Source organism: Paenibacillus puerhi (assembly GCF_009846885.1).
In the GTDB taxonomy this organism is placed as follows: Bacteria; Bacillota; Bacilli; order Paenibacillales; family NBRC-103111; genus Paenibacillus_G; species Paenibacillus_G puerhi.
This window is the reverse complement of the sequence record NZ_WUWM01000013.1, coordinates 106,929-129,768: the sequence shown is the minus strand read 5'-3', so window position 1 is coordinate 129,768 and position 22,840 is coordinate 106,929. Positions and strand designations below refer to the sequence as shown.

At 55.5% G+C, this 22,840-nt stretch carries 13 protein-coding genes; 2 read left to right on the top strand and 11 right to left on the bottom strand.

Annotated elements, in window-relative coordinates:
* Positions 1 to 2: 2 nt before the first annotated feature.
* The 3 genes from GSF01_RS13840 to GSF01_RS13830 form a co-directional block, all read right to left on the bottom strand.
* On the bottom strand, positions 3 to 1,268 hold the full coding sequence (locus GSF01_RS13840) for a nucleotide sugar dehydrogenase (RefSeq protein ID WP_159884924.1): 1,266 nt from the start codon (positions 1,266 to 1,268) through the stop codon (positions 3 to 5).
* Between the two features lie 606 nt (positions 1,269 to 1,874).
* Positions 1,875 to 3,107, bottom strand: coding sequence for an anti-sigma factor (locus GSF01_RS13835; RefSeq protein WP_159884922.1), 1,233 nt, complete (start codon positions 3,105 to 3,107; stop codon positions 1,875 to 1,877).
* Positions 3,091 to 3,624, bottom strand: a complete 534-nt coding sequence (locus tag GSF01_RS13830; protein WP_328803678.1) for a sigma-70 family RNA polymerase sigma factor — start codon at positions 3,622 to 3,624, stop codon at positions 3,091 to 3,093. The genes GSF01_RS13835 and GSF01_RS13830 overlap by 17 nt, the downstream gene beginning before the upstream one ends.
* A 215-nt stretch (positions 3,625 to 3,839) precedes the next feature.
* Here GSF01_RS13830 and GSF01_RS13825 point away from each other — a divergent pair, with 215 nt between their 5' ends.
* Positions 3,840 to 4,283: an Lrp/AsnC family transcriptional regulator gene (locus GSF01_RS13825; RefSeq protein ID WP_235941484.1), complete on the top strand. Its 444-nt coding sequence runs from the start codon at positions 3,840 to 3,842 to the stop codon at positions 4,281 to 4,283.
* 13 nt (positions 4,284 to 4,296) lie between these two features.
* Positions 4,297 to 4,926: a LysE family translocator gene (locus GSF01_RS13820; protein ID WP_235941482.1), complete on the top strand. Its 630-nt coding sequence runs from the start codon at positions 4,297 to 4,299 to the stop codon at positions 4,924 to 4,926.
* 34 nt (positions 4,927 to 4,960) lie between these two features.
* Here GSF01_RS13820 and thpR read toward each other — a convergent pair whose 3' ends face one another.
* The 8 genes from thpR to GSF01_RS13780 all read right to left on the bottom strand — a co-directional run bounded on the left by thpR (position 4,961) and on the right by GSF01_RS13780 (position 22,838).
* A complete protein-coding gene (thpR, locus tag GSF01_RS13815) occupies positions 4,961 to 5,503 on the bottom strand; it encodes an RNA 2',3'-cyclic phosphodiesterase (protein WP_159884920.1) in 543 nt (180 codons plus the stop codon).
* Between the two features lie 227 nt (positions 5,504 to 5,730).
* On the bottom strand, positions 5,731 to 7,086 hold the full coding sequence (locus GSF01_RS13810) for an OmpL47-type beta-barrel domain-containing protein (protein ID WP_159884919.1): 1,356 nt from the start codon (positions 7,084 to 7,086) through the stop codon (positions 5,731 to 5,733).
* The gene (locus GSF01_RS13805; protein WP_159884918.1) at positions 7,083 to 12,023 is read right to left on the bottom strand and encodes a pectinesterase family protein; all 4,941 of its coding nucleotides are present in this window, start codon (positions 12,021 to 12,023) and stop codon (positions 7,083 to 7,085) included. Before GSF01_RS13805 ends, GSF01_RS13810 begins: the two co-directional genes overlap by 4 nt.
* Positions 12,020 to 14,464 (bottom strand): pectin esterase, encoded by a 2,445-nt coding sequence (locus GSF01_RS13800; protein ID WP_235941481.1) that lies wholly within the window; start codon positions 14,462 to 14,464, stop codon positions 12,020 to 12,022. The genes GSF01_RS13805 and GSF01_RS13800 overlap by 4 nt, the downstream gene beginning before the upstream one ends.
* A gap of 627 nt (positions 14,465 to 15,091) precedes the next feature.
* Positions 15,092 to 17,089, bottom strand: a complete 1,998-nt coding sequence (locus tag GSF01_RS13795) for an alpha/beta hydrolase family protein (RefSeq protein ID WP_235941479.1) — start codon at positions 17,087 to 17,089, stop codon at positions 15,092 to 15,094.
* A complete protein-coding gene (locus tag GSF01_RS13790; RefSeq protein WP_159884917.1) occupies positions 17,090 to 18,397 on the bottom strand; it encodes a Gfo/Idh/MocA family protein in 1,308 nt (435 codons plus the stop codon).
* 161 nt (positions 18,398 to 18,558) lie between these two features.
* Positions 18,559 to 21,852: an S-layer homology domain-containing protein gene (locus GSF01_RS13785; protein ID WP_159884916.1), complete on the bottom strand. Its 3,294-nt coding sequence runs from the start codon at positions 21,850 to 21,852 to the stop codon at positions 18,559 to 18,561.
* 104 nt (positions 21,853 to 21,956) lie between these two features.
* A complete protein-coding gene (locus tag GSF01_RS13780; protein ID WP_159884915.1) occupies positions 21,957 to 22,838 on the bottom strand; it encodes an ABC transporter ATP-binding protein in 882 nt (293 codons plus the stop codon).
* Positions 22,839 to 22,840: the final 2 nt, after the last annotated feature.

The following is a 22,840-nucleotide window of genomic DNA, read 5'->3' as shown; positions in this document are numbered from 1 at the left end:
TCCTAAAGATAAATGATGTTCCCGCGGTCAGCCCACGCCGAAGTTGCGTTTCTCGTATCGAACACTAGGGTTGAGTGGTCCGTCACCCATTCATAGGGAAGGCCTGTATGATCCGTTAGAATGAGCGTGCAGTCAGCAAGCTTCACATTCGATTCAGTAAGCGCCGTTCCGTGAATCGTGCGGCCATCGATGACTAGCTTATCGACATACGGATCGAAGAAAGAAACGTCGGCTCCCTTTTGCTGCAGCAGGGAAATGATTTTCAATGCCGGGGATTCGCGGACATCGTTTACATCCTTTTTATAGGTTACGCCTATAAGCAGAATGCGACTCCCGCCCAATGATTTGGGATGGATGCTCTGTTCTACTCGCTCGGCGATATACGCGGGCATTTCGTTATTTACCTGGCTGCTAAGTTCGATGAAGGGCAAGCTCAGCTGCTGCTCCTTGGCCTTCCATAGCAAATAGAGCGGATCGACCGGTATGCAGTGACCGCCGATTCCCGCCCCGGGATAGTAGGGTGTAAACCCAAATGGCTTGGTGCTGGCGGCGTCGATCACCTCCCACAGGCTAATATCCATCCGGTGAGCTAGTTTCAGCAGACTATTCATAAGTGAAATATTAACGAATCGCTGACTGTTCTCCAGCAATTTTGTCATTTCGGCCGCCCTAAGCGATGAGACGACAACGATCTGATGGAATGCCGATTCGTAGACTTGCTTGGCATAGGCCGTACACGCGGCTGAGTATCCGCCAACCACCTTGGGGATGTCCTCAAGCTGCCACTTCGTACCCGGATCTATTCTTTCGGGCGAATAGGCCAAGAAAACATCGCGCCCTACTTCAAATCCTGCCGACTCCAGCATGGGCTTCAGCAGCTCATCGCAAGTACCCGGAAAGGTGGAGCTTTCCAGAACAAGTAGCTGATCCTTATGCAGATAGGGAAGGATGCCTTGCATCGCACCCCGGATGTATTGCAGGTCTGGACCGCCATGCTCGTCGAGCGGTGTAGGCACGCAGATAATGATGACATCTACTTCACGAACAGCCTCGTAGGAAGTGCCGACGTGGAAATGACCGGTCTTAAAAAGCTGACTCACTTCTTCATCCGTAAAATCGGATAAATAAGATTCCCCTTTGTGCAGCCGAGCTATTTTTCGCTCATCCACATCAATCCCATGGACCTCTTGCCCTTTTTGAACAAACAAACGCGCAAGAGGGAGTCCTACATATCCTAGTCCGATCACGCCAATTCCATAAAATGGCATGTATGATTTCACCTCCGAAGATTTATGGATACGTTGCATTGTACGCCTCTTCGGAAGCTTTTGTCCTAGTTGAATGTAGGTACTGAGGACAAATAGTAGAATGTCACGAGAGTATGCAGCTAGATGTGGCTTATAACCCGGAAAGAGGAAAGGACGGGGATAGTCAGATTCAAGCTCTATGGCATGTGGCTGGCTTGCGGCCCGCTTGCCCTGCTTTGTCTGCTTTGCCTATCCGTGCGGCTGCCCTGCTTTGTCTGCTTGTCCCGGCAATCGGGGCTGTCGCATTCTCGGACGGAAGCGCAAGCTTTTCTCCGCGTAGTTTTTCCTAGACCCATGCCAAAAAGGCGGGCGCTAGGCCCACCCTGCTCTACGCTCGCTTTTTCGCTAAGTCTCTGATTGTTATGAGTATATTCCTGCTAACATACCGGTTTTTTCGTAGAAATTAGTTATTTCTGCTCAATTCCTGCAAAGCTACATGTATGACAAGGCTGCACTTCGAGTTAGCAGAAATTGGGCCGGAAACGTCTGTAGATTCGCAGGTTCTCCCCACACCGTACGATAACAACTAATAATACCCGCCTCCCAAGTGATCCTCCGGACATCGCCTCAACTTCGGTCCCTCCAATTCCACAGCCGCACATCGCCCACTTGGAGATTTTTGACCCAAGATTCCTGCTTCAGCTTTAAAAGCTCCTTCACCGGGCCGGTAACGACTAAGCCGTACAGCTTGACGCCGTTCTTCTCGATATAGGCCACCGATTCGTCGATCTTCAGAAAGGGAGCGACTTTTCTCGTGATCGACTTATATTCTTGAAGAAACTGTAAAGTTTTCAAGAAGTTTTGTTCCCTAAGCTCACCGTCGCCATAAGCCTTCACGGTCGGGTACATTCCCCCGCTTGACACGACTTTGCTGAACCAGCCGGTTTTTTCTTCCGAATAGTGCTGGATGGACAGATCCTCAGCGCGCCACATCGGCCAATAAGGAAAGCCTAGCGGGGTTAATACGATGCCGTGATCCTCACGTTCTGACTCAAGTCCGGTATCCGCGGCAAACCACAGGGGCTGCAGGTTTTTGTGCTCGAGCTGCTGAAGCAGGTCGTCTGTCGTCCAAAACCGGTCTAGCGATATAAAAGCCTCGGCTACCGTCCCTTCGGGCAGCTTCTCCAGGGTCGACCATTCCTCCTCGTCCTGACGACCTGGAGTCTGGCTCGCCTCTTGCCCCTCTGCTAGCGGAAACGTTTTGTCGAAACGAAAAAATAAGGAGCTCCCGCCGCTTCCGTTATCCTGCCAGGATATCTGGGGCATAGATGCCACGTTCATCAAAAAACGCGTGGACATATGTCCGACGCCCACCCTCTCATCGCCGATCTGTTTAACCAGGCTACCCGAGAGGTCCATCGTAAAGAAGGCAATGCCCTGACCGTTCAGCTCCGCAGAAATATTGGGGCGCGAGACGGCTATCGCCGATGCTACCGCATCTCTGTACAGCGATGTGCGGGTAGGCTCTCCAAGCCCATAGAACACGCCCGTGACTATGGAGGAGACAACCGTAATCGCAAGACCAAGGATGAGAACACTCAGAGTGTTGGTCAGGCGCGCCTTCCATTTTCCCTTCCGGATGATGCGATGCTCCTGAGTCCTTGCGGCGCCTAGGATCAAACTGTCGTCCTGACCGCTGTCCTGACGTTTACGCTGCAGGTCGCCTTCTGTCAACAGCTCATCAAGGTAGCCTTGATAAGCTTCCATTTTCTCCAGCTCCCGCTCCATTTCTTCTTTATCCGGGCCTGATAGTGTCCCTTGGACATATTGCTTCAGTTTGGCTTTAAATTCCTCGCTCATGCTTCCCCATCCTTTCGTTTGTCTGCCGAAGACGTTGTCTTGCACGGAAGAGCAGTACTTTGAAGTGGGACAGACTGACCCCCATAATTGCCGCCGCCTCCTGGTAGGAAAACTGATTAAAATCATACAGCAGGATCGCTTGCCTCTGGTTTTCGGGAAGTCCGGTCAGCGATTGCACGAGCTCATCCCTCGCTTCCTGCCGCAGCACATTGTTCTCGGGTGTATCCGTATGGGCCAAATTTTGAAAAAAATCCGGCTGCTGCAACGAACTCCTGCTTTCCTTGCGCTTGTAATCCACATACGCGTTGTAGGCGACGCGGAACAGCCAAGGCTTGATTTTATCCTCCCGGCAGTCTTCCAAATAGAGATAAGCGCGGTAAAACGTTTCCTGCGTCAAGTCCTCCGCCGCATGATGGTCATCACAGAGGGAGCGCAAATACCGATAAACATCTCTTACGTAGCTTTGATAGATCGTATCCAAGCTGCTCGTGTCAATCCCTCCCTCTCCTTTAACCACGTTTGAAAACCTTAAAGGTTACACGCTGCCTAAAAAAGAAAGATGCCAGGGGAGGTCTGAACTTTTTTAAGGTTCAGGTGCGAGCCAACTCTTTGTTTTTAAAGAGTTTAAGTATGAAGATACATTAACATAATATTCTAAGGATTTTTTGCGATATATTTACTCTATTTTAAACAAATATTACAATAAAGGAAATAAACAACGTAGGAGGAATCATGTTGGACGCGATTGATACCGCCATACTCGAGGCGCTGAAAACGAACAGCAGAATGACGGCTTCCGAAATAAGCCGCAGAGTGAACTTATCCATACCGGCTGTAACCGAACGGATCAGAAAAATGGAGGAAGCGGAGATCATTGAAGCCTACACGATCAAAATTAATCGATTCAAAACCAACTGCAAGCTGTTATCCTTTATTTTTGTCCGGCTCGATGAAACCGGGCATATCGGGGCATTCCGAGAGGAGATCGTCCAGTGCGTCCCTGTTCTGGAATGCCATCACGTTGCCGGAGAATACGATTATTTATTAAAGGTTTTGGTGGAAGACACCCAGGCCCTCGAACATTTTTTGTCTCATACGCTTAAAAACATGAAAGGAGTGCGATCGAGCAATACGATCATCTCCCTCTCGTCCTTGAAGGAAACTATCAACCGATAAAGAAGGGATCACTGTGCTGATCAGAGGATTTAAGTTTGGGATGCTGCTGCAATTGGCCGTAGGCCCTGTGTGCATGTATATTTTTCAGGTAGCATCCGGCGATGGTTTTGTTCCGGCCGAAGCGGCGGTGCTTGGCGTTGTGCTGGTGGATGGGCTTTTTATGCTGGCCGCCCTATGGGGAATTGCATCGGTGATGGAGCGGTTGAAGAGCAAGGCAGGCTTGAAGCGGCTCGGGGCCGCTGTCTTATTTCTCTTCGGGGCTGATTTGGTCGCGAGTCTCTATGATCTGCAAGTCCTGCCCCGGCTCAGTCTGGGGGCCGCTTCCGGTACGGACGAGGCTTTTATTTATGCCATTCTTCTGACAGCTTCAAGTCCTCTCACCATCCTGTTCTGGGCGGGAGTGTTTTCGACGAAATTGGATTCCGAGCAGCTGAAGCGCTCAGAGGCATGCCTGTTCGGCGCCGGGGCTTTGGGAGCGACGGCTAGCTTCATGACGGTAGTAGCGTTCATGGGCAGTATAACCCATACCTTTATCAGTCCTCATGTCAGCCAGCTCTTGAATGCAGGAATCGGGCTTGTATTCATGGGCATCGCGTTAAGTATGCTGATGAAGAAGGAAAAACGGGTGAGAGGTGCAACGTAAATAAAGGTCACCCTCTCCCGCTCGCTCAATTAGCTTATATGCCGATCAGCGGATATTCTCCTATTCTCTCGTACATGGGCGATGCGCCCATATGAGTCTGCATCAGCACGAAGGAATCCGCTTTCCATGCGACGGCTGGAATTTGTTCCAGGCTGTCAAGACGCAGGGGAGAAGCTCCTACAAAATTTCGGGCAAGCGTAATATGAGGTGCATATGCCCGTTCCTCCAGTTCGAATCCATGTCCCTGCGTAGCTTGGGCGACAGCCGCGTGCAGCGCTTGCAAACCCGTAAGTTCCCCGGTGACGGAGGACCAGAGGATGCGAGGAGCTTTGGGCGGACCGAAGGTGCCGATGCGGCTTAAGGACAAAGCGATGGGCTCCTGCCTGATCCGCTTCAGGTCAGCCTGAAGCGCTTCGACCTTGGACATCGAAGCCTCCCCTAGAAATTGAAGGGTGATATGGTAATCATGGGGATGGGTCCATTTACGGAAGGGCAAACGTTCCCGGTGAGCCTCCACCCAGCTCTCTAATTCCTTTGCTATAGGCTCTGGTAGCGGTACGGCTGTGAAAACACGCATCTTGGCTTCTCTCCTTTTATTCGCATCTCTACCCCATAATCATACCCTTTTTAAAGTGCTTGCAATCCATAACGAGGGAAATCAGCTTCATGAAAAAAGCGCCTCCAAAGTATCGGCCATTGTCAGCCAACACTTTGCGGCGCTTTCCTTCGTCAACTGCTTGAAATGGTCGCTGTCCTCCTCACCTAAGCTGTTCTTCCCCGGACCAACCTATTCACGCTATCTTACTATTTTACCTCGTATTCTTCCATTTCTTCAAAATCCTCAAAGCTCTCGAAGTCATTAAAGTCCATAAATTCCTCAGAGTCATCAAAGTCATCCTCCAGGTTCAGGTGCAGCGTGTCCTCAGGCTGTAGCCCATCTGCAGATTCAGATCGAGCGCCTGATCGGTGAACAGGAACCTCCACCGTCGCCGAGGCGGTTGACTTTCGTCCCGCATAATCGGTTGCCGTGTACGTAATCACATATAATCGTCCGCTTCCGTTGGCATCCGCCTTCGCACGCAGCTTGAAGGAGGTATCGAGCGTACCGTAACGCGCTCCTTGAATATCCCCGGGACGAACCGGTTCGTTCGCCGTGATAGACGTCAAGACGATGGATTTGAAACGGGAGCCCTCCCCGGCGTAAACGGATGCCGTGACCGTGACCAGCTTGTTGTCGGCGCGCTGCAGGACCGGTTTATCTACGCCGACATGCAGCATAGGCGCTCCGGGCGCATGATGAACCTGTACCGTCTTGACAGGCTCTTCGTTGCCTGCCTGATCGTAGCTCTTATACTCGAAGGTATGGGAGCCCTGCTCGGATATCGTGACCGGCTGCCCATATTCGCTCCATGCTCCGCCGTTTAGGCGGTATACGGTTTGCGTGACCGACACGTTATCCGCAGCCGTCAGCCTCACGACTGGAGCTGATGGACTGCTGTGGCTGCCGCCCTCTCCGTAGCTGACCTTCGCTGTCGTCAACGGCGCCTTCGTGTCCAGCTTTATCGTTGCGCTTTGAACCGGCCCTTCCTTTGATCCGCGTTCGCTCAAGCGATACTCGATCAGATGCTCGCCGTCCGTCTCGATGACAATCGGCTTCGCATAACCTTTCCAGTTCTTCTTGTTCATCCGGTATTCAACAGTCGTCCCGGGCGGCAGGCCGACCGAGGATCGGATCTCGACCAGAGGCGGAGTTACATACCACCCATTCAAGCCATCGGGCTCCTGGGGTGCTGTAATTAATGAAAGCTCTGGCGTTACCGGTCCGATCTGGAACGAAGCGGAGGCTGTCGCATCCGCCCGCTCGCCGCCCGATATCACGCGGTAAGCGCCCGGAGCGGCATCGCCGATCTTGTAGGCGAAGCGGAAGGCCCCCCCGTCCCCGGTCACCCCTTGATCCGCATAATCAAGCTGATTGGCTGGGGTACGGACCTGGACGGTCACGATCAAACCGGCCGCGTCGCCGTGGGTCCCCTCGATCGTAACCGTCTGCGTCTTCTTGTCGAAGCCGGCCGTAACGACCGGCTGCGCCGCCGCTGCTGTCTTAAAACTTCCAAGGACGCCGGCCAGCAGCACCAGCAGGGCTAATATCCATCTGTTCAATGGCGATCCTCCTCCTGTACCACAAGGTCATTCGAGACTTGCTTCCGAGTTATGAAGTCCTCCCACACGAGCGCTTTCAACCGGTAGCCGTTTCCTTCCTTCGGCACATTCATCAGCGCCTGGAAGGTGCGATCCGAGCCCGCCGGGACCGTTTGCTCCATCATCGCATAGCGGACCAGCCGGTCTCTCCGGTCGTAGAGCCCCAGGACGAGTACTCCATTCTGCCCAACTGCGGAATTATTGTGGAAGTTGGCGCTGACGTACGTATCCTGCCCGCGCTTCAAGCCGCTCAGCGGCCTGCCGTCCAGATCGGTGAATGCTACGCCGGATACCGTGAACAAGCCTTGTCCCCAGTCCTTGCGGTAAATCAGCGAATACAGGTCGGTTGTGGCAATTCCATACTGATCCACGGCCGTCAGACTAAGTTCGTTGATGCCTTCCTTCAAGCTCAGCGGCACATGGAATGCCGCTCCCGCCGTCTGCGGGACTGCCTCCATCAGCAGGGTTCCATTCAGAGTCACCGTCACGGCGGTTGACTTATCAACGCTCGCACGCAGCGTATAGGAAGGCGAGCTCACGATCTCAGGCAGCGCTTCCGTCAGCGTGATGACGGGGGCGCGTTTGATGTAAGTGACCGTAAGCGTGCGAGTCTGCACCAATCCGCCCGGTGCCTCAGGGTCGTATGCCGATATTTGAATGGTATTCATTCCTTCGGTCAGCGCGATTTGCTCCGCGAATCGATCTCCCGCAAGCAGGTCCAGGGGACCTGCGGCCGGTTGGCCGTTATTCGTCACGGTCAGCCTGCCGCTGTCGGTCATCGTGCCGGTCACCGTATATACCGGAATCTCGACCTGTTCGACAGCCGGATTATCGACCGTAAACGCTGGAGCGCGGTTAAACGCAACGCCGGTGAAGGAAGCCGCCGTCAGATAATCGGAGTTGCTCGTTGACTTCGCGGCATCTACCGCAAACCCCAGGTAGACCTGCTCCGGCCAAGAAACTTCCGCTGAGCCGATGCGGCCCCAGCTGCTCCCGTCTTGAGACACATATCCGGCTAGCACATTCCCTTCCCTTGCCAGCTTGAACCAATAGGGGGCGCTGATACGCGCGCCATCGATTCGTTCTTTCACCGAGGCTCCGCCTCTCGCAGGGCGATGCAGCCATAAGGCGTATTTGCCTTCGTAAGCAGGATCCATGCTAAGGGCGAGCATCGTGGAAGGAGAATCGGGCTGCAAGCTTTCCCGTACCATCAGGCCGGCTTTGACCTGATTATCGATCTCGGAGGCGAATGACACGTTCGCGATCAGCTCAAAGTCCCCCTGTACCTGTTGGTACGTATATTGAAAGCTGTCGCGATTACGCGCATCGATCTGTCCCGAACCCTTGACCTTAAGCTCTGTCCCTGTCAGACTGGCCGTCCCCGGGATCGGCACCTCGCCGATATCCTGGGATTGCCAAGAGCCGGTGGAAGCAGGTCGGTTCACATGAAGGATAATCCCCGACGATAAGGTCATGGTCCCCGTATCGTCTATCGCTTTGGCGTAGGCCATATGCTGGCCCTCCGCCGCATTCCGCCACGTTAGCTGGAAGGGCGCTTCGGCAGCTTCTCCCAAGAAGATGTCCCCATCGTAAAACTCGACTTTAGCCACCGTTCCGTCGCTATCCGAAGCCTCTGCGGACAGGACGATATCCTCGCCCTCAGTGAACATCTGGTGCATGGTCACGTTCTCCAGCCTCACATGAGGATTCTGAGATCCGGTCGTTCCCAAGCTGTTCATGTATTTTTCCAGGTTGGTGAAGCCGTCACCCGTCTGATCGGCGTTGCCGTCAGCGGGATCGTGCGGATTAAGTCCACGTGCGACTTCCCATTCATCGGGCATTCCGTCATGATCGCTGTCCTGCGGAGCGCTCACGCTGTTCAGGACCGGCAAGCCTCCGTCGCTGGCTATCGTGTTGACGATTTTGCCCGTGCCGTTCCTGACATCGGACACGATGCGAGCATCCAAGGAATCCCGCTTGGGCAGAATGGCTCCTACCTGCTGCAGGACCGACGCATACGCCTCCTCGGCTGACTGCGTGGCTACCGGCCCGCCGATCGGATCATCAGCACCCGGCACGACCGCCGGCTTAAGCAGGCGCGTCAAGGAATCCATCCCGAAATCCGGATGTACCGAGTCCATCCAGTTATCCGCCGAATGCTCGGGGAAGCCTTCGATGACATTGCCGTCGATATACCAGGAGCCGGCCATTTGGCTGCTCGGGTTGACGAGACGCTTTTTGACCCCGTCAAAGGTGCTGGGGCCAGGCTTGTAATAATTGTTGATCATATTGATGCTCGTGGCCTGTTCGCCGCCGTAAGCCGAATTAAAGCCCCAGTTGTAGACGACATTATTGCGGTAGTCGATCTTCGTCGGATATTCATCAGGATCGACCTGCCGGTCAAACCGCGGGTTCCGGTTCGAATGGTTGACGATCAGATTGTGATGATACGTGACATTCGTCCCGCCCCATATGCCGCCGTAGCCGTGGGAGCCTTTTCCATGGATGGATTGATTCAAGCTGTTGCTGACCAGGCTCCACTGTACGGTAATGTTGCGGTGCTCCTTCAACGAAAAGGTTTCGTCCGAGCTCCAGCTGAACGAGCAGTGATCGATGATGATGTTATTGCCGCCAACATTGGCCGAATCGCCGAGCTGGCTGATCCCTGCCCGGAAGCGCAGATAGCGCACGATCAGATTATCGCCACCGATGGTCACGGGGTAGCCGCTTATCGCGATTCCGTCCCCCGGGGCCGTCTGACCGGCCAGCGTCAAGTTGTTATGAGACATTTTCAGCTCGTGCTTCAGATGGATCGTGCCGGACACCCGGAACACGATCGTACGATTATCCTGGCTGACCGCATCCCGCAGCGAACCCGGGATGGCAGGCTCCGACTTCGTCGGATCATAGTCCTCCAGCGTCGTCACCTCGTAGACCGACTGGCCGCGTCCGCCGGTCGCATACATCGCGCCCCCTTCGGCTCCCGGGAATGCTGGGACGCGCAGGACGGCATTCGGATCGATCCGGATGGACAGCTTCCGAGTCGTGCCAGCGATTCCCGTATCGTCCAGCAGCCGGTACTCCACCTCGTTTAAGCCTTCTGCGCTTATTTCAAATTCCATCGTATACGGGGTCCAGTCTCCGCCGTTCACCCGATATTCCGTCCGATAAGCGCCATATTCATTATGCGAGATGTCGAACGAAACGACGACCGGCTTCGTGTAAGCCTCCCCCTGCCCGTCGGGCTGCGCCGGAGCCTTGATCGCCGTAACCTGCGGCATCCCCTTGGGCAGAATCATCCGTTTCGACGGGTCCCAGCCGCTGAAGAGACGAGGCAGCGTCAAAGCGCTGGCCTCCTCGGCCGACATCGATGTGGACAGGACACGCGTGCCAGGGCTTGCTCCAGGTCCGGTGCTGCGATACTCGCCGAAGTAGGAGGGCTCCACCTGCATCGTCGTCCAGCCTTCGGGATGAATATGATCGTCCATCCACGTATCGACGAATCGGACAGTCGGATAATCCTGCCAAGGGCGGCCCAGATAATGAAGCCCGGCAGTCGATCCATCCTTCAACAGCCGGGAATGCAGAAAGACAAGTCCCGGGTCCGAAGGCTGCTTCGTAGCGGCCGCCGTCACATAACCGCCGCTGCCCGCACCCGGCTCATTGATGCTGATAGCATCCACATGATCGAATACCGCTGCAGTTGCGGGTCCATAGATGAAGTCGGTCCGGCCCTGGATAACGCTGTTGCGGAAATAATGTCTGCCGATCCGCGGGCTTGCGGCGGGAATGCCGGTATAGAGCGTATCCTGGTAGCCGAGCAGCATCACATTCTCGAACACCGACTGATCCGCGTTGATCATCACGGCAACCGCTTGGCCTTCGGCGATCGGGGCGTCGTTCTCCACCGTTAGATTGGATGCGGTGAACTGATTCCCGGTAACCGTAAGCGTGGCGCCGTTCAGCGCAGAGCCCGGAGAAGTGGCCGCTGACAGATTGAAGACGATCTTCGTTTGATCCCGGCCAGCCCCTACCAGGCTGACCCGGGGAGCCGATACAGTGACGCGCTCCCGATAAATCCCCGGTCCGATATAGATGACCGTCCGACCGGACGACCCGGCAGGGATCGCATTCACCGCTTCCTGAATCGTCGTATAATCGCCGATGCCATCTTGAGCGACGATGATCGGTCGAGCCGGCACGACGTGTATTTCATCCGTTTGCGGCCCGGCTCCACTGGAATTTTCCGCTTGCACGACATAATAATAGCTCATCGAGTTGGTCATCGACAGATCCTCATAGACAGTCGTCTCTAGGCCGCTCGCTATCGTCGTATAAGGCCCGCCGCTCTCCGTACTGCGTCCTACGCTGTAGGCAGCCGCACCCGGCACCGGATCCCAGGTCAACGTTACGCTGCCTTCTCCCGCTGCCGCTGCATAGCCGGTCGGCTTAGCTGGCACGCCGGAAGCTGCCGCGTAGGGTACCGCTTTGGCCTCACGGGATATCATACTTTCGCCGGCGCCCGCGATCCCGGCTGCAGTGACCGTATAATAATAAGCAGTACCATTGACTGCCGTCGCATCCTCGTAAGACGGAACGTTAATCCCGTCCGCTATGGAGACATAAGGGCCTCCATGAATCTCGCTCCGCTTGACGCTGTAGGCGGCAGCGCCTTCCACCGGCTCCCAGGACAAGGCTACCTTGCCGTCCCCCGGCGCCGCCTTCAGTCCGGACGGATGCGCCAGTGTCTGCGGCAGCGCCTGTATAACCGCTGAAGCTCCGGCAGTGTCTGCGGCGTGCGTCATCACCGGAGCCGCCTGCAAGCCCACCAACAGGCTGATTCCGATAAGAAACCATTTCTTCATCTTCCCGCCTCCCTTCTCGTATCTCGGTTTCATGGCAGCACCGACTCCTCCGACAATGGTTTCATGCTGTTCAAGCCATCCCATACATAGGCCTTCAGTTTATAACCGTTTACCCGTTCAGGAAGGACAAAGCCGGTTCGAAGCGTCTTCGTTTCCCCCGGAGCGAACGTAGCGGCAAGGTTTGAAACATCTATCATCCTTTGCTTGCTATCGTACAGGGCGACGAAAAGCGCGATTTGCTTCGCTTGCGAGGTCGTATTCGTAATCTGCTTGGCAGCAACGATCGGCGTGGACGGTACCAGCGTCTGCAGCCTGCTGCCGTTCATATCATAGAACTCCGGCGCACCGGCCCAAAATGTATAATGGATCGCCAATTCACGAATAGTTTCATTGCCTGCAAGATCGGACGCCGTCACCACCACGCGATTGCTCCCGTCGTCGAGTGTAAGCGGAAGGTCGAATGAAACGCCTGGCGATACGGGAGCCTTGTCGATAATGAGGCTGCCATTATTCGTTACGCTGATGACCGATGTCTCATCTACAGTACCTTGCAGCGAGTAACCCGGAGATTTCACCTCGCTTGGCGGCGTAACCAGCATGAGCTGCGGCGCCTCCGGATCGTAGTAGACGACCGAAGTCACCTGATCGGTAAGCGTGGTTCCCGGCCGGCTCGCAGATAACACGAGCGTATTCTTTCCTACAGCAAGCGGAACTTCGAGCTGAAACTGCTTATCCTCTACCAATCCGCCGAACACCGGCTGCCCGTTGTTCGTAACGGTGAGTGTAACCGGACTTTCGTAGACCGTTCCGCTAACGGATAGTTGAGAGCGGCTCGTCCATTGAGGGAGCGCATCCAGCTGCAGCCCTGTGGACTTTCGCTCTGCGAGTACAAAATATCCGATATTGCGGCCTTCCGTCACCTCGGCCGTGGTGTTTAACCCGAGCGTTACCGCCGAGTTGGCCGCAACCTCTTTCCTGTACACGCGCATGGTATAAGGATACGTCGCGTCGGCTACTTGGATCGTCTCGCCTGTGGGAGCCCACCCCGACTCGGGCTCCAGCCATGCCGGTACAGTTGCTCTGGCATCCATAGCGACATAGACGTCAGCCGCATCCCGTGCGGTGAACACAGCCAGCTGAGGCTTTTCTGCATACCTTTGCGAATTTCCGTTTGGCTGAATCCACTCCATCCGCTCAAAGCGTGCGGGGAGGGCCGTTACCCGGTATTCCCTTTCGCTAAATGGCGCTTCTTGCAGCTTTAATCCAGCCTTAACCGCCCACTTCGATCCATAGTAGGCATCATACACCTGCAATCCGCTTATGATGCTGGTAGCTGCGGAAGGAACCGATATGACGTCATTCGGCGTCGCTTCGATCACCGTGGTCGGTCCCTCGTACAGCTTGCCGTCCAGGTCCTTCAAGACGTTGCTGACTCCGACAAAATAGGATGTGCCGTTGACAATATTCGCTCCATTTACTTTTTTGACGGAGGTCCGTTCCGTAGGAAGGAAATTGGTTTTGTTATAGACGAACACCGTCCATGGATCATCCGGGTTTTCCTTGATTTTGATATTATGCTGCGTGGCATGGGTGACGCCGGCATCCCAGAATATCGCGATCTCTTCATTGCGGGGGATGTAATACAAGCCGGTCGGAGCAGGAGGCTCCGTCGTCGGTGGCGTTGCCTTCACGCGTACATGCCGGATGTACACCTCGCCGTTGTTGGGTGTAGTCGTCCATTGAAGCTTATAGATGCTTCTGACACTGTCGGCGATGCCGATGCGGGAGAAAACTAGCACATCGTCAACCCAGACGGATACCTTCTGAGTTTGGACATTCGCTTCCACCTTTAGGTTGTACCAGATGCCGGGAGCGAAGATGACCGCGCTTTCGGCAGGTCCGTTCTTGGTGGAAAAGAAAGCAAGCTTGCCCTTGCTTGAGGAGATCCGGGCGGCGAACAAATCCGCGGAATTCGTGGCGTCTCGGCCGATCAGATTCAGGTAAGGCTGTGTGCCTGTGGCTGACATGAAGGAAGTCTCGAAGATGACGGCACCCGTCTGGCTGTCGAACGTTTTCGACAAGGCGGAAAAGCTATTGGATGTACCATCCTGCAGCGAAAGCCGCATGGCGTTGCCCGCCCCTTCAGGGATGGCAGCGATGACCGCCCCGCCCGTGCCAGTCGCCGGAGCCCCGAAGTCATAGTTCCATGCGGCCGCGCCCGTTCCGGGCAGTGCCTGGGAGAAGTCGTCTTCCACCAGCACGGTGCGGGGAAGATCGGAGGATGCCGAGACAGGCGGCGGCGTCAGTAGGCCGCTTCCCGCCAGGAGATGAAGCAGCAATGCAAATACGACGATACGTCGAATCGGAAAAGGCAAGTCGATCACACCTCCATGGTTGAATGGATAAGTAAGGCGGCAATGCCGCGCTCCGGCCTCAGCCGGCTGCTTGTGCGTGCGAATAATCCCCCCTTTCAAGCGATGGACATCCTTTTCCTTCCTTAAATAAAGCGCTTTCGAAATCGATCAAACGGCATGAGCCGACCTTTGCTCTTGCTGCTCAGATCCGGCTCATGCTGCTTCCATGCAGATTCCAATAAGAACACAAGCTCCCTTGTGCTTTGCGATTGCACAGATTAACAGATTGTACAGGCGCCTCTTAGATAGGAGGCTCCTGCCTAGCCTTCGTTAGTAGAGCGCTCTGAAAGTCATGTAATCATGTAGCAATATAGGAGCGGTGGCGGGGTTACGGTTAACGGACCTCAGAGTCTCTATTTGCAGCATTTTCGCGATATTGAAAATCTAACGGACTCAGATGACGCTATTTGGTGCATTTCCGCCCATTCTATGCGGTTTTGACGTAAGTAAGGTCGTCTGTGTCCGTTACAATTTGAACAGGCCCCATTTTTGTGAAATAGCGACTTTGGTGTCCGTTACGATCAGCCTTTACTTAACTGCGCTGCCGTCCACAATGAATCGACAACCTCATATGGGACCGTAAGAGCGACAATTTCTTGGTTTTCCGGACGTTTGGGACCGCTAAAAGTACGCCATGTCCGTTAGCCGATCCCGATACCTATGCAGGTATGGGATGGGAACGTTCTACTAGCTTGCGTGTTCGGCGCGCGCCGACACCGCGTTTTGAATCAGCCGTCCCTCCTCCTTCAGCCACCGGTCCGCATCGGGCAGGTCGAAGTAGCGGAGCATCCCCGGCAGAATAAAGCTGAGCGAGTCCGTCTCGTCATAGAACGGCTCCCTGATCCAATCGCCGATGCTGTTCATCCGTCGATCCGTCTGCACTCCTCCGATGCGCGGGTCCAGCAGAGCGGCAAGCAGCGCATAGATGCCGTAGCGGCCGCTGCCGTATAACCGGATATCGCGGTCATCCACGTTGGCCAGACCGCTGACCAGCTCGACCGCGCGCAGCACGTCGAAGGTGCGGACGGCGGCCATACTGTCGCCCAGCCACATCAATTCGTCCGTGAACCGGTCCATCAGCCCGAAGCGCTTGAACGGCTTCTCCTCCGGGTGATTCAGATGAGGCAGCAGCGCACCGATGCCCGTCGGATTCAGCACGATGACGAGGCGGCCTGACGCGCTTGTCTCCTCGATCCAGTCGGCGTGCTCCTCCAGACGGCTTGTGCCTCCGTCCCAAACGGCGATCGTGACAGGAAGCGGCTGGTCGGCCAGCCTCGCTTCAAAGAACTGAAGGGCATGCCCGAGCAAGCCCGGCTGGCTCCACCATGCGGTGCGAAGCACCCACATGCTTCCGATCTCTCCCCCTCCCGATAGCCGGGGATTCAGCTCGCATGGCGGACGGTCCTTGAAGACGCGCTCGCGCAGCCACGCAATCGCCTGCTGCTTCTGGCTGGTATCATCCGTTTCCCCGCGCAGATGCTCAAAAACAGTCAGCCGGCCTGCGTTCTCGGCATGCACGTTTAGCGCCCCGGGCCAGTCCGCATTCACTTGGCCGCTTCGCGTGCAAAGCAGCTGATCGGCCGGAAGCAGCTCAACCACATCCGCTGCCGGTTCCACTCCCTTCCCGAGCAAATGCTCGGAGAAGAATCGGGCCGCGCCCCTCACCAACGGGACTGAGAACTTATGGACATTCACGTCCTCGCAAATCCCGAGCTTGTCGCCCTGTCCGTACAGCTCCCAGAACCTGCGGTTCACGGCTACCGTATGGCGCGGGGCTTCGATGGGCACGGAATCGTAGGTGGTCGCCAGCACAAGTACCGGGCGCGGGGCCATTGCCAGCACGATGTCCTCGTGATCGAAGCCAAGCTCGGAAAATCCGGGCCATTTCTGCTCCGCATCCTGGGCTTTGCCCGTCAGCAGGAAATACGGGCGGTTCATAATAAAGCCCGCCGGGGCTGCGGCCGCTATCCGCTTGTCGTACATCATCAACAGCGCCGTCTGCGTCCCGCCGCCGGAATGGCCCGTTACGCCGATCCGCGCCGGATCGACTTCCGCGCGCGTGCACAGATAATCGATCGCCCGCATGGCGTCATGAAGCATATACTTCGCATAGCTGTCGCCAAGCGGCAGACACTGACGGCCGACATTCTCATGCTCCGTCACGCTCGTCATCGGCGCCACGCCTGCTGCCGGATCGTAGAATCCGAACCGTTCTCCCTGTCCTACCGGGTCCAGCGATAGAACGACCAGTCCCGCATGCGTCAAGTATTGGCAGACCGTCTGGTATTCATCGCAATGCTTCGCCTGCTCCCGGTGGCCGCACAAGACGAGCACCGCTCCGCGAGGTTCTGTCAACCCGTCCGGAATATACAGATTGGCCGTGGCATAGACACGCGGCCTTGGCTCGAACACAACCTTGTCGACCCGAAAGCCGTTCCCCGTCACCATCCCCGTGACCCTCGGGTTCAACGGCGTATCGGAAGCCGGGAGCCCTCCCAGGCATTGCTCCAGCCCTTCCTTAATAGCCTGCTGCCGGCGCTCGACATCCGAAATATCCTTCAAGGCCTCCCGTGCGGCTTCTCCCTCCCGGGCTGCGTTCATGGCCTTTTCGTAGATCCATCTGGGCAGCTGGCTTTTGACATCGAAATGCGCGATTTGAACATTTTGCAGCTTCTCGTACAACATTTAACCTCCTCCTATTCCGGTCGGCTCCGATGGAACGAGCAGCTCCTCGATCCGTACCGGCTTGCCCGTCCGTACCGACTTCCATACCGCTTCTCCCGTCAGTACGGAGCGTGCTCCGGCCGCTGCGCCCGCCAGAATATCATAGGACCTAAGCGGGTCCGGACCGAGAAACAAATCCTCCAGCAGCAGCGGGTCTCCTCCGCCGTGCCCTCCTGGCCTCGGGACGACATGGATCGTTTCCTTGCCTCCGAACAGCGGATAATAGTCGATCGTCTGCGGAGGCACTTCGAAGGAAGCGCGCCCCGAGACCATCTCCATCGTCTCCAGCCTGCCCTTCGTTCCATTAATCGCGAGACGATAGCCCTCGTACGGCAGCGAGAAATTGACGGAATAACTCAGCAGTGCGCCGCGGTCGTACTTCACGACCGCTGTATACGTATCCTCGATGTCGATCTCGGAATCGAAGATGCAGGCATCCGCCCGGTATCCCGTGTAGCTGCTGGGCTTCACCTCGATCTGGCCGACGTGGTCGTCGGCGGGTACCGTTTCCTTGCTCCGCGATGACCATCGCATGGCATACGTACAGGCCGGCTTGACGCGGCATGTTCCGCAGAACCGGCCATCCTCCTTCGCCGGATTCAGCTCCCCTTCAGCGCCATAGTAATGCAGCGCCCCATATGAGAACGCTTCCAATGGAACTTGGTCAATCCACCAGTTGACCAGATCAAAGTGATGGGTGCTTTTATGGATGGACAAGCCGCCGGAGTGGCTCCGCTTGCGGTTCCATCGTTTGAAATAGCTAGCTCCATGATACGTATCGAGATACCAGTTCAAGTCCACCGACGTTATTCGTCCTACCCGTCCCTCAAGAATAAGCTCCTTGATTCGCGTATGGACCGGTGAGTACCGGTAGTTAAACGCCACGTAAAGCCGGCCGTGGCTGGCCGCCTGCGCATCCAGCACCCGCTTGCAGTCCGCTCCCGTGGTGACCATCGGCTTCTCCGAGATCACGTCGAGGTTTCGTTCCAGCCCCTTCACAATATAGTCGGCATGGGTATGGTCGGCACCGGCTACGAGGATGACGTCCGGCTTCGTTTCCTGAATCATCTGGTCGAACTGGTCGGGCCTGTAGACCGGTTTGCCGCTCAGCGCCGGAAACTTGGCGAAGCAGTTGCGGAACCGGGCCGGGTCCGCATCCAATAAGCCGACGATCTCGCAGTAGGCTTGAAACGTATCCAGCATGTTGCGGATGAACATGCCGTTCGCCCGTGCGCTCACGCCGCAGATCACATATCGTTTTTTGGTCAACCTGGCTCCCTCCTGTCTACTGTCCAGTATACAAGCCGATGATTCGCCCACCAGTAGCGGAAACGACCGTCATTATAGGGGGATCATGCCGATGGAAAAATAGGCGGCACCCCATGAATAACCCCTGCCGGAAATCCGGCAGGGGCTGGGTGGGTTACGGATCAAGGATAGAGAATGAACCGTTTTTTCTTAATGCCATGCGTCGACGCCAGATAGAGGGTAAACTCCTTGATATTATTCCGGCTCGGGTCTCCCTTCCGTGTGTAAACCAACTTGAAGTCAGGACTGACGGAGATCGTATCGCGTTCTTTATGGGCCGGATCCGTATACGGCTCGATGTACTTGACATTGCCCACGAACATCTTCACATCCATTAAGCCATTATAGATGGGAATATTAAAATCGATGGTGTGACCGTATTGGTCGCGGATCTGGAAGTTGGCTCTGTTATTGCCGATCAGTTCCTTATCCCAGAGACTCAACCCGTTCAGATTCAGCGTAGCCCCATTCGTTTTGACGACATCGCTGTCATTCATCTTCGACTCTTTGACATACAGTTCGTCCGAATTGACCGACACATCCTTGGATACGGATTGAATATCCCCATTGTACGCTTCAAAAAAGGCCGTGACGGTAGCCTTACCGCTATCCAGTCCGACTACCTTCTCTTTGTTGTCATGTCCGATGACTCTCGTCGCGTTCGAAGTAATCCCGATGATCGGAATCGTCCGCTTGTATTCCGTGCCAAGCGCATTCTTTGCTCGGACTTCGACCTTTTTGCCAAATTCAGTGTAATGCTTAAGCACATAGGTCGCATCCGTTACGCTGCTGATCATGTTCCGGTCGTACAGAGCCCGGCCGGTAGCAAACAGACTGTCAGGCAAGTCTAGCTCATACTTCACATAAGCGGTCGCCGGGTTTACTGCCTCCACTGTCGAGATCAGCGAGCCGAGAGTCCGAACGATGCTCTGATCGACGGGATTGACCTCGACCAGAGAAGCGGTCAACTGGTAGCTGCCCACCAGATTGGCAGAGGCTGTGTACTTAATTTCCCTGGAAGAAAAGTCCTTCAGCTCCAGCCGTGTCCCATATACGTCATTGACGACCACGTTGTTAATCTTGGTTTGCGTGATCGAGCCCGTTTGTCCGCTCGTTTTCTCCAGCTTCAGGTCCACCTTGAAATTCGTTTTTTCTTGCCTGAATTCGTCTCCATACTGATCCACTACCTTGAAGGTCGGGCCGGCCTCGGTACCCCAGAGCAGCGAATAATGAAGCGGCTTTACGACTTCCACGTCGTTCTCATCCTTTTGCGTTCCGGAATTGATCGCATTGGCTGTCCGCTTCTCCTTGATTTCGAGCGGCAGCGTTTCCATCATATTGAGCTCCACCAGCCTGACCATTACACTCGCAGGCCCTCGACCGTTAATTTCCTTGATGCGAATTTTCCCTTGCGAGCTCCCTTTGCTTTGGACCTTTAACCCGTTTACGAGTTGCCCGGAGCTATTGGTTCGGCTCGGTGCATCCGACTCCAGCACGAGCGGTCCGGTGCTGCTGATCGCAAGCTGACCCTGCAGCTCCGCGTACACAATTTCGCTGACGGTCAGCTTGTAGCCGGTGGCGTCCTTGACGATTATCTCCACGAATTTCTCGGCATCGCCATCGGCCAGCGTCTTATCCCACGCGTAGAATTCGACGGATGCGGGTGCTTTTGGAGCAGCTACCTTCAAGGTTTTGGACACTTCGTCTCCGCCGCCCGGAGCAAATAAATGAACCGTTACCTCTTTATCGATTTTGAGGTTGGGATACGTATCCAGCTGCAGCTCCGGATAGCCGTCATTATCGATGTCCTGGAAGTTATTGATCGTTTTGTCGTAGTTGATGACATCGCCAGGCGTCATAAACACCTGAACGCCCATCCCGCTGTTCAGCACGCCCGTATCAACCACCCGGTTGCCGTATTGATCATAGGCTTTGAAGTTCAGGAATGCCCGGAAGCCTGTCTTGAGGACCGATTGGCCATCCTGAAATTTCAAGTCTCCGACTTCTACCTTGGATACGATCGGCTTGTCTCCCACCGTAAAGATATGGCTGGCCTGTTGGAAGTTCTTGTGGTCAAACAGAGATACGAAGACTTGACTATCCCTTACCTCCTCGCTCAGATCCAGGATAAGAAAGCGGCTGTTCGGGACCATGATCGGAGTCCGATTTCTCGCCCCTATCGAGATGTTCACATTGCTCGCCTTCAGACTCGTTTCTTCGTCATACTGGTTGATCGCCTTGTAGGGAATCATCACCTTCGATTGAGGCAGCTTATCGGAGGTCGGGACGAACTCGATGTGACTGATCTTCTCCTCCTCCGCTTCGAATTCAAAGGTGCCCTTCTCTACATCGCTCTCCGGCAAGCCCTTCAGCTCGATGATATACTTCCCTTGCTCCAGCTTGAGATCAAGCTCCATCGTCGCCTCGGTCAGGCTGGCATCGGTCCATTGGACGAAGGCGGCCAGCGGTTTGATTTCCGTCGTGGTCGTCGACTGGCTGTCGGTGGTTGTCGTGTCCTTCAATCCTTTTTTGATAATGACCAGCTCTGCCGTCGTATCGACCTCACGGTCCAGCTTGATCAGCAGCTTATTCGACTTGATCGCTTTGACCTCGATGATCGATACTTTATCGGGTTTGTTTTTCTCCTTCTCCACAGCCTTGGCGTATTGCAGTACCTCGTAGGCGGCCAGCGCAAGCGTTTTGCGCGTAGCCGGCAGGCTGCCTTCGAATAGGCCCCCGGCTTCTGCGGTCATGAGCTTCTTCTCAAGCGCCAAAGCGACATGCCCTTCCGCCCAGACACTTACCGTTTCATCATCGCCAGGTTCGGCTTGGCCGGCCTCCTCCTCAAGTCCGAGCCCGCGAATCAGGAACACAGCAAGCTCCTGCCGGGTTACCTCGCCGGAGGGATGGTACAGCTTTCCTTCCGCATCGTATCCGGTCGTAAGCCCCGCTTTCTTCAAAGCTTCTACATACGGCAGCGCATACGAATGGGCCGGATCGTCCGCCGACACGTCCTCGAAGCTCGACTGTTTCAGCGTGTTGTCTACCTCCAGAGAGAAGATCAGAGCGGCGATCTTGGCGAATTGGGCGCGATTAACCTTCTCATCGATCCCGAAGGTATCGGCGGAAATGCCTTCAAAGATCCCCTGCTTAAGCAACTCGTCGATAGCAGCCTTCTCTTCTTCCGATAAATCCTTCAGATCCGCGAAGTCATCCGAAGACCTGCCTGTCTTCGCCGGCTTTGCCGTGCTCTCTCCCGCTGCATCGGACGAGGGGGAGGTTGACGCCGCAGGAAGCCCCTGCTCCTGCACTTGCGTCTCCGCTCCCTTCGTGGCGGGTTCCTCCGCATGAACCAGCGGAGTCAAGCACGAAAGCGCCAGTGCGAAGGATAATATCGTTGCTACTCGTTTAACCAAAATGACACCTCCGTATGAAATAGTATGTATGCGCTTTCTTAAATCTATTACAACCTTATCTTCCGGGCATGGGGGTGTTTCTGCTACTTTATAGGTTATTCAAGTCATCGTGACTTCGGCGGCAGAAGGACGATCTTGCCTTCCTCCAGCGTAACCTGCACTTTGTTGGATTGACGGGCGCCGATCGATTCCAGAAAGCCCGCGGGAATTTGCACCCTTCCCGCCTGGTCGAGTACGGCGTATTCCACATGGGAATCCTCCTCGCTCGCCGCATCCTCTCCAACCCCTTCCTCAGCCGATGCTCCCGTCTTCCGGCGCACAAGTTCCGAGGAGGTCTTCCCGTCGCGTATGGCCACCACCCGGTCCACCTTCTTCGCCAGCAGCGGATCATGAGTGACGATAACTACAGTCAACCCTAAGGTATGGGATAAATGGCGGAACAGATCGAGAATTTGATTAGCCATGTTCGTATCAACCGAGCCCGTAGGTTCGTCCGCCAGCAGCAGCCTGGGCCGGTTCGCCAGCGCGATGGCAATCGCCACCCGCTGCTGCTCGCCCCCGGAAAGCTGATGCAGCCGGTTATGCTGCCTGTGCCCGAGCCCGACCGCTTCCAGAAGCTCGCGGGCGCGTTCCCGTCTGCGCTTCCCTTGAAGGAGCATAGGAAGCTCCACATTTTGCAGCGCCGATAAGTATGGGATCAGATTGCGGGCGTTATTTTGCCAGACGAAGCCAACCGTCTCCCGCTTGTAGCGGATCAGATCCTTCTCCGACATGTTCAGCAGATCCTGGCCGTCCACGATGAGCCGGCCGGCGGACGGGCGGTCCAGGCCGCCGAGCATATTCAGCAGCGTCGACTTGCCGCTTCCGCTATTGCCGATGATGGCCATCACCTCTCCGGCTTGCACCTGCAGATCCAGCCCCTGCAGCGCGACGACCTCCAGATCGGCGATTTTATAAATTTTCACCAAATTATCGCAATGAATCATGG